Origin of the sequence: Saccharomonospora halophila 8, from assembly GCF_000383775.1 — a bacterium.
Lineage (GTDB): Bacteria > Actinomycetota > Actinomycetes > Mycobacteriales > Pseudonocardiaceae > Saccharomonospora > Saccharomonospora halophila.
Window position 1 is genome coordinate 2986 of sequence record NZ_KB912514.1, and the last position, 5996, is coordinate 8981.

7 protein-coding genes are annotated in these 5996 nt (G+C 72.5%); 4 read left to right on the plus strand and 3 right to left on the minus strand.

All coding sequences use genetic code 11. The features are described from left to right. A partial coding sequence (locus tag SACHA_RS20805) for a TIGR03089 family protein (RefSeq protein ID WP_019808399.1) occupies positions 1–413 on the plus strand: 413 nt, incomplete at its 5' end. Between the two features lie 121 nt (positions 414–534). Continuing rightward, positions 535–2193, plus strand: coding sequence for a class I adenylate-forming enzyme family protein (locus SACHA_RS0107325; RefSeq protein ID WP_028662967.1), 1659 nt, complete (start codon positions 535–537; stop codon positions 2191–2193). Positions 2194–2277: 84 nt separating this feature from the next. On the opposite strand, the gene SACHA_RS0107330 is transcribed toward SACHA_RS0107325, so the two are convergent. Next, entirely contained in the window at positions 2278–2880 is a 603-nt protein-coding gene (locus SACHA_RS0107330; RefSeq protein ID WP_019808402.1) for a TetR/AcrR family transcriptional regulator, read from the minus strand. Positions 2881–2981: 101 nt separating this feature from the next. On the opposite strand from SACHA_RS0107330, the gene SACHA_RS0107335 reads away from it, so the two are divergent. Beyond that, a complete protein-coding gene (locus SACHA_RS0107335) occupies positions 2982–3716 on the plus strand; it encodes an SDR family NAD(P)-dependent oxidoreductase (protein ID WP_028662968.1) in 735 nt (244 codons plus the stop codon). A gap of 38 nt (positions 3717–3754) precedes the next feature. Beyond that, on the plus strand, positions 3755–4078 hold the full coding sequence (locus SACHA_RS0107340; protein WP_019808406.1) for a DMT family transporter: 324 nt from the start codon (positions 3755–3757) through the stop codon (positions 4076–4078). Between the two features lie 100 nt (positions 4079–4178). Here the strand turns inward: SACHA_RS0107340 and purE are convergent, their stop codons facing one another. After that, complete coding sequence (gene purE, locus SACHA_RS0107345; protein WP_019808408.1) at positions 4179–4676, minus strand: 5-(carboxyamino)imidazole ribonucleotide mutase; 498 nt, start codon at positions 4674–4676, stop codon at positions 4179–4181. Positions 4677–4719: 43 nt separating this feature from the next. Further along, on the minus strand, positions 4720–5901 hold the full coding sequence (locus SACHA_RS0107350) for a 5-(carboxyamino)imidazole ribonucleotide synthase (protein WP_019808410.1): 1182 nt from the start codon (positions 5899–5901) through the stop codon (positions 4720–4722). Between the last annotated feature and the right edge of the window lie 95 nt (positions 5902–5996).

Consider the following 5996-nt stretch of genomic DNA (forward strand, 5'->3'; position numbering starts at 1 on the left):
GCACGGAAGCCGACGCCGGACCGGCGGGGGCGACGGCGGTGGTCGCGCTCGACCCGCTGGGGCGCGGGCTCGGCTCCGACGTGCCGGAGGGAGCGCTGGACTACCTGTCCGAGGCGCGGGTGTGCGGGGACGAGTTCTCCCCGCTCTCGCCCGTGGACCCGTCCACCCCTGCCCTGGCCGGGGTGGGCGTGGACGACGTGCTCGCCCGCGCCCGCGAACGCGCCACCGCGCTCGGCATCGGGGCGGGTGACCGGGTGCTGTGCACCCGGGAGTGGACCCTGCCGGACGGGGTGATCGACGCACTTCTCGCTCCGCTCGCGGCGGGCGCGCACCTGGTGCAGGTCACCCACACCGATGCGGACGCGCTGGCCCGCCACCGGGACACCGAACGCACAACGGTCGAGCTGACCTGAGCCGCACGTCGTGCGCGGCGCACAACGCGGTGCGCCGGACGTCGTCCCGGGCGCACCGGGACCGGACCGCTGTCGTCCGAGAGGCTTGTGTCCGCTTCCCCGTGTTGCCTACTGTCGGGTGATGTCGCGCACATCGAACACGCGTCCCCCCGGGCTCCCCACGTCGTTGACCTACCCCGAGGTCCCCGTCGGCTCCCTGCTCGCCGGTGCCGCCGCCCGCTACGGAGACCGGACGGCGTTCACCCACCACGGCGACAGCCTCAGCTTCACCGGGCTGTGGCGCGCGGCGTGCCGGTTCGCCAACGCGCTGCGCGAGCGCGGGGTCGACACGGGGGACACCGTCGCCCTGCACCTGCCGAACTGCCTCGCCTTCCCGGTGGCCTACTACGGCACGCTGCTGGCCGGGGCGGTGTTCAGCCCGGCGAGCCCGCTGCTGCCCCGGGACACGCTGCACGACCAGCTCACCGACTGCGGGGCGCGGGTCGTGGTGACCTACGGCCCGGTCAGCGCGGCCCTGGACGGTCTGGACGTGGACACGGTGGTCGTGGTGGCCCCGACCGACGACAACCGGACCGACGGCCGGACCGACTTCGCGGACTTCCACGCCCACGCCTCGCCCGAGCCGCCGGACGTGACGATCGAGGCGGCCACCGACCTGGCCCACCTCGGGTACACGGGCGGGACCACCGGGCGGTCGAAGGGCGTGCGGTTGACCCACCGCAACGTCGTCGTCAACGCGATCCAGTACGCGTGCTGGGGATCGGGGGCGGTCCCCGCCGTCGACGACCACGGCAATCCGACGGTCGAGCAGGTCGGCAGCGGCGAGGAGTGGACCTCGGAGCTCGGTACCGGGGTCAGCATCAACCTCACCCCGTGGTTCCACGCCATGGGCATCGGCGGTCTGAACATCGGCGTCGTCACCGGCGGCAGTGTCACCGTGCACGACCGGTTCGACCCGAAGGCGTACGTGGCCGACGCCGAGCGGCTGGGGATCACCACGATGAGCGGGGCCCCCGCGCTGTTCGCCGCGTTGCTGGCCTGCGACGAGTTCCACACCGCCGACCTGTCCTCGGTACGCGGGATCACCTCCGGCGCGGCGCCGATGCCGCACGAGCAGGCGCGGGCGCTGCGGAAGCGGTTCCCGGACGCCGTGATCAGCGAGGGGTACGGCCTCACCGAGGTCACGATGGGGGCGACCCTGGCGCCGACCTGGCAGTCCGGCACCCGCAAGGTCGGCACCGTGGGCGTGCCCCTCTTCGACACCGAGGTCAGGCTCGTACCCGTGGAGGGTGGCGAGGAGGAACTGCCGCCGAACACCGAGGGCGAGGTGTGCCTGCGCGGTCCGCAGGTGATGCAGGGCTACCACAACCGCCCCACCGAGACCGCCGAGGTCCTCGTGGACGGCTGGCTGCACACCGGCGACATCGGCGTGCTCGACGACGAGGGCGTGCTGTCCATCGTCGACCGCAAGAAGGACATGCTGATCTACAAGGGCTACAACGTCTACCCGCGCGAGCTGGAGGAACTGCTCGTCGAGCTGCCCGAGGTGGCCTCGGCCGCCGTGGTCGGCAGGCGCTCGCCCGAGGCGGGCGAGCTGCCCGTCGCGTTCGTGGTGCGCGCCCCCGGGCACGGGGAGGCGAACGAGGACACGGTGCTGGAGGCGGTCAACGCGCAGGTACCGCCGTACAAGCGGGTGCGCGAGGTGCACTTCGTCGAGTCGATCCCGGTCTCGGCCGCCGGCAAGATCCTCAAGCGCGACCTGCGCGAGCGCCTGTCCTGACCCGGCGCCCACCCCCGCCGCGGTGGCGTGAAGGGCACCGTCCGTGCGGGTGACTCCCGCCGGTGCCGCGGGGAAGGTGCCCCGTCACACCGCCCCACCGGGCCACGCCGTCATCGCGACGTCGACGATGGCGTGCAGTTCGGGCTCGGCGGCGCCGTCGCGGGCCTGAACGGACAGGCCGTGGAGCACGGTGCTGTAGAAACCGGCGAGCGCGGCCGTGTCGGTGTCCGGCGGCAGTTCCCCGGCCTCCGCCGCCGCGTCGACCCGCTCCCGTAACCGTTGTTGGTCCTGCCTGCGGTGCTCGGCCAGGAACCGCGCCACCGAGCTGTTGTCCTCGCTGTAGTTGGTGGCCGCGAGCACGATCATGCACCCGCGTGGGGTCGCGGGGTCGACATAGGCGGTGGCGTGCCGCCGTAGCATCGTCCGGACGGCCTCGCGGGTGGTCGGGCCCTCGTCCAGCGCGTCCCGGGCCGACGTGTCCTCAGTGCGGGTGTAGAGGTCGACGGCCTCCCGGAACAGGGTCTCCTTGTCGGAGAACGCCGCGTAGAGGCTGGGTGAGCTGATCCCCATCGCCGAGGTCAGATCACTGATCGACGTGGCCTCGTAGCCGTGTTCCCAGAACCGCCACATCGCCGCACGCAACGCCGCCTCCCGGTCGAACCCGCGTGGGCGACCTCTGCCCGCCATGCGACCGCCTTTTCTGTGTCGTTCGTTACAGAAGCTGTCCGCCTCTCGCCATTATCCCGTACTAATTACGTATCGATCGACACAGAAAAGGCGGGGTAACCATGACATCGACCACAGCCACACTGGTCACGGGTGGCAGCAGGGGTATCGGCGCGGCGACGGCACGGCGGCTGGCACGGGACGGGCACCATGTGGCGATCACCTACACGAGCAGCCCCGACCGGGCACGCGCCCTCGTCAGCGAGCTCGAACGGTCCGGGGTGAAGGCACTCGCCGTCGAGGCGGACAGCGCGGACGCGGAGGCGCTCACCGCGGCCGTCGACGCCGCCGCGGCCGAGTTCGGTGGACTCGACATCCTGGTCAACAACGCGGGCGTGTTCCCGACGGGCTCGGTGGACGCACTGGATGTCGACACCATCGACCACACGTTGGCCGTGCACGTGCGCGCCGTACTGGTGGCCACCCGGGCCGCCGTCCGGCACATGCGCCCCGGCGGCAGGATCATCAGCATCGGGAGCAACCTCGCGACACGGGTACCCGGGGACGGGATCACGTTGTACGCCGCCAGCAAGGCGGCGCTGATCGGACTCACCAGGGGCCTGGCACGGGATCTGGGCGGGCTCGGGATCACCGCCAACGTGGTGGCCCCGGGTTCCACGGACACGGACATGAACCCCGCCGGCAGCCCGGACGCCGACGCACAGCGGACCCTCACCGCACTCGGCCGCTACAACGACCCGGAGGACATCGCCGCCGCGGTCGCGTACCTGGCGGGCGCGGGAGGGCGCAACGTCACCGGGACGACGCTGCTCGTCGACGCGGGAGCCAACGCCTGACCGCCCGCCGCCACCGACCGGCCGGAAAGGACACGCACATGGCCTGGACCCTGCTCGTGATCGCCGCGTCGCTCGAAGTCGTGTGGGCGCTGGCACTCGACCGCTCCGACGGGTTCACCCGGCTGTGGCCGAGCATACTGGGAATCTCGGTCGCGGTCTTGAGCTTCGTCCTGCTCACGCTCGCGCTACGCGGGCTGCACGTGGGTACCGCCTACGCCGTCTGGGTGGGTCTCGGCGCCGTGGGCGTCGCCGTCGCCGGCATGCTCGTCGCCGGGGAACCCGCCTCGCTCGCCCGCCTGTCGTTCCTGGCGCTCATCATCACGGGCGTCGTCGGCCTCCGGCTCGTCGACGGATCGCCGTGACGGTCGCCGTGGGTAGTGGCCGTGAAGGGCACTTTCCCTGCGCTCACCGCAGCGAGGGGCACATTCACTGCGTCACACGCACCGAAAGTGCCCTTCACGCTCACCCCAGGTCGGCGCGGAGGGTGGCGTCCTTGTCCAGGACCAGTTGTTCCAGGTCCGCCTGGTAAGACTCCATGCGGGTGCGCAGCGCCGGGTCGCTCGCGGCGAGCATGCGCACCGCGAGCAGTCCCGCGTTGCGGGCACCGCCCACGGACACCGTGGCCACCGGGACCCCGGCGGGCATCTGCACGATGGACAGCAGCGAGTCCAGCCCGTCGAGGTGCTTCAGCGGCACGGGGACACCGATCACCGGCAGCGGGGTCGCCGCCGCCACCATGCCCGGCAGGTGGGCCGCGCCCCCGGCGCCCGCGATGATGACCCGCAGACCGCGCCCGGCGGCGCTCGCGGCGTAGTCCAGCATCCGCCGCGGGGTGCGGTGCGCCGAGTACACTCCCACCTCGTAGGGCACGTCGAACTCGTCCAGCGCCTGCCCCGCGGCCTGCAGGACCGGCCAGTCCGAGTCGCTGCCCATGATGACGCCGACCGTGGCGGTACTCACTTCGTCCGTCGCTCCCTGTCCCCGCTCAGTGGATCGTCCCCGCTCAGTGGATCTCGTAGCCGTCCGGCCACTCGGCGTGGGACAGCCAGTGTGCCGCCAGTCGCGCCCGGTGCCGCTGCCCGTCGGTGAGCTCGCCCAGCAGGTTGACGTGCCCGAGCTTGCGGCCCGGCCGCTCGGCCTTGCCGTAGAGGTGCACGCGCACGTCCGGGAAGCGGGCGAACAGGTGGTGCAGCCGTTCGTCCACCGACATCGACGGCGTCTCCGGGGCGCCGAGCACGTTCGCCATGACGGTCGGCGCGAGCGGGTCCGTGCTCCCCAGCGGGTAGTCCAGGACCGCGCGCAGATGCTGCTCGAACTGCGAGGTGCGGGACCCGTCCATCGTCCAGTGCCCCGAGTTGTGCGGGCGCATGGCCAGTTCGTTGACCAGCACTCCCTCCCCGGTCTCGAACAGCTCCACCGCGAGCACCCCGACGACGTCGAGCTCCTCGGCGATGCGCAGCGCGAGGTCCTGGGCGTGCCGGGTACGCGCCTCGTCCAGGCCGGGGGCGGGCGCGAGGACCTCGGTGTTGATGCCGTCCGACTGCACCGTCTCCACCACCGGCCACGCCGCGCCCTGGCCGAACGGCGAGCGCGCCACCAGCGCGGACAGCTCCCGCCGCATCGGCACCTTCGCCTCGACGAGCAACGGGGTCCCGGCGTCGCGCAGCTCCGGCACCAGCGCCCGCGCCTCGTCCGCCGAGTGCATCGTCCACACCCCGCGCCCGTCGTAGCCACCGCTGGCGGCCTTGAGCACCACCGGCCACGAGTGCGCCCGTCCGAAGTCGAGGACGTCGTCGGTCGACGACACCGCGGCGAACGGCGGTCCCGGGATGCCGTGCCCGGCGAGCCGCTCCCGCATGCGCAGCTTGTCCTGCGCGAACGCGAGCGCCGACGGGCCGGGCCGCGAGACGACCTTCTCGTCGGCCAGCGTCCGCAGCAGCGGCTGCGGCACGTGTTCGTGGTCGAACGTGAGCACGTCGACGCCCCGTGCGAAGGAGCGCAGCGCCTCCGGGTCGGTGTGGTGTCCGTAGGTCACCTCGCCCGCGACGAGGCCCGCCGATTCCCCCTCGGACACGGCGAGCACGCGCAGGGACTGGCCGAGTGAGATCGCCGCCTGGTGGGTCATCCTGGCGAGCTGGCCACCGCCCACCATCCCCACGACGGGAAGTCCGGTTCGGGAGTCCATGGTCGCTCCAGATTACGGGGCCACCGCGGCCCGCTCAGCGCCGCCCCACCGGCCGTGTGCGCCGCGCCTCCCCGGACGCCTCCGGCCCGTCCGCG